We start from the raw sequence: 1736 nt of genomic DNA on the forward strand, positions 1-1736 counted from the left end.
TCTTCCCTGGTCATGGGTTTGGCAAACAGATAACCCTGAGCGAGATGGCAACCGAAAGAGCGCAAGGTCTGCGCCTGCATTTCACTCTCCACCCCCTCCGCAATCACCGACAAGCCCAGGTTCTGGCCCAGCTGGATCACCATCTTCGCAATGCTCGCATCACTGGACGCATCCTTGATCTCATTGACAAACGCCCGGTCGATCTTCAACCGGTCCACATCCAGCTTCTGCAGATAGCTCAGCGACGAGAAACCCGTGCCGAAGTCATCGATCGAAATACTGATGCCCAGCTGCTTGATCTGGTACAACGTCTTGATCAGCAAGTCCGGATCCTTCATCGCCATCGACTCCGTGATCTCCAGCTCGATACACTCCGGCGGCACCTGCGTATCCAGCAAAGCCCGGTGCAAGGACTGCATGAACAAAGGATGCGAGAATTGCGCCTGGGACACATTGATCGCCATCTGGAAATCCGTATAGCCCAGGCTGCGCAGATGCACCAGCTCATAACACGCCGTGCGCAACACCCACTCCCCGATATCCACGATCAGCCCCGAATACTCCGCAATCGGAATAAACTGGTCCGGCGGCACGAACTTGCCATCCTCGGTACGCCAGCGCAACAAGGCCTCCGCGCCTACCGGACGGCCGCTGGCCATATCGATCTGCGGCTGGAACACCAGAAACAGCTTCTGGTTCTCAAACGCTCCCCGCAGCGCATGCATCAGCCGCACCCGCTCACGGATCTCCACCCCCATGTCCCGCGTAAAATACACATGGCCCGCACGCTGGTGCGTCTTGGCCCGCTTCAACGCAATATTCGTATCCTTCAAGGCCTCCGAGCCCTGGCCATCGTATTCCGCCAGTTTCACCAGGCCGATCGTGGCCGACAACTGCACCTCCTGCCGGTCCACCTCGAAAGGACGGTTAAACAGCCCCAGGATTGCCTCCGGGCACACCATCTCCTCATCGCCCAGCAAGGCAAAGGTATCGCCCCCCACACGCGCCAGCTGGCAATCCGCGCCGAAATACGCCACCAGCCGGTTCGCCACCGAACACAGCAGCATATCGCCGAACTGATGCCCCAATGCATCATTGGTTTCCGCAAAATGGTCGATATCGATCAAGGACAGCGTACTCTGGTCCTTCAGCGGCGACAGCAAGGTCTCATTCAAGGTCTGCAACAGCTTCAGCCGGTTCGACAAACCCGTCAGCGGATCATAGAACGCATAGTTATGCAGCCGGGAGGCCAGCATCACATTATCCAGGCCCACCGAGATATTGCTGCAAAACACCTCCAGCAAGCGCTTGTCCATGTCATTCAGATGCAGGCCGGTATCCAGGTACACGGTAAAGTCGCGCTGCGCCACATTGCTGAAATACAGTGTTGTCGCCTCCGCGTCATACAGGTTGCGCCTCTCCCTGAGCGAACGCAGCACCCGCTCTGCCATGGCCGGCTGCGGCAACTGCTGCAAGCCCTGGTCCAGCAGCGGCGCAAAGGCCGGTGTCGTGGCGATGATGCGCAAATCCTGCAGGTCGGTGCCGGCGCCTTGCTCCAGGCTGCCCGGCCGGGCACAGACCAGCCCCTCCGCATCCAGGCCCAACAAACCCGAAATCTGCACCAGCACGCCGGACGCAAAGTTCTGCAGGCCCTGCAGCGCCATCAGCTCGGTGCTGGCATTGATGATCAGTTCCAGGCCGCGGCGGCTGGCCGAGATGGCGCAGATCTGCTCATA

General features: G+C 59.4%; 1 protein-coding gene. It reads right to left on the minus strand.

What is annotated here, in order from left to right; all coding sequences use genetic code 11:
• Positions 1-1736 (minus strand): putative bifunctional diguanylate cyclase/phosphodiesterase (locus ACO0LO_RS28945; RefSeq protein WP_422970003.1); only part of this gene is annotated, 1736 nt, incomplete at both ends.

It is taken from the genome of Undibacterium sp. TJN25 (assembly GCF_049339885.1).
Lineage (GTDB): Bacteria > Pseudomonadota > Gammaproteobacteria > Burkholderiales > Burkholderiaceae_D > Undibacterium.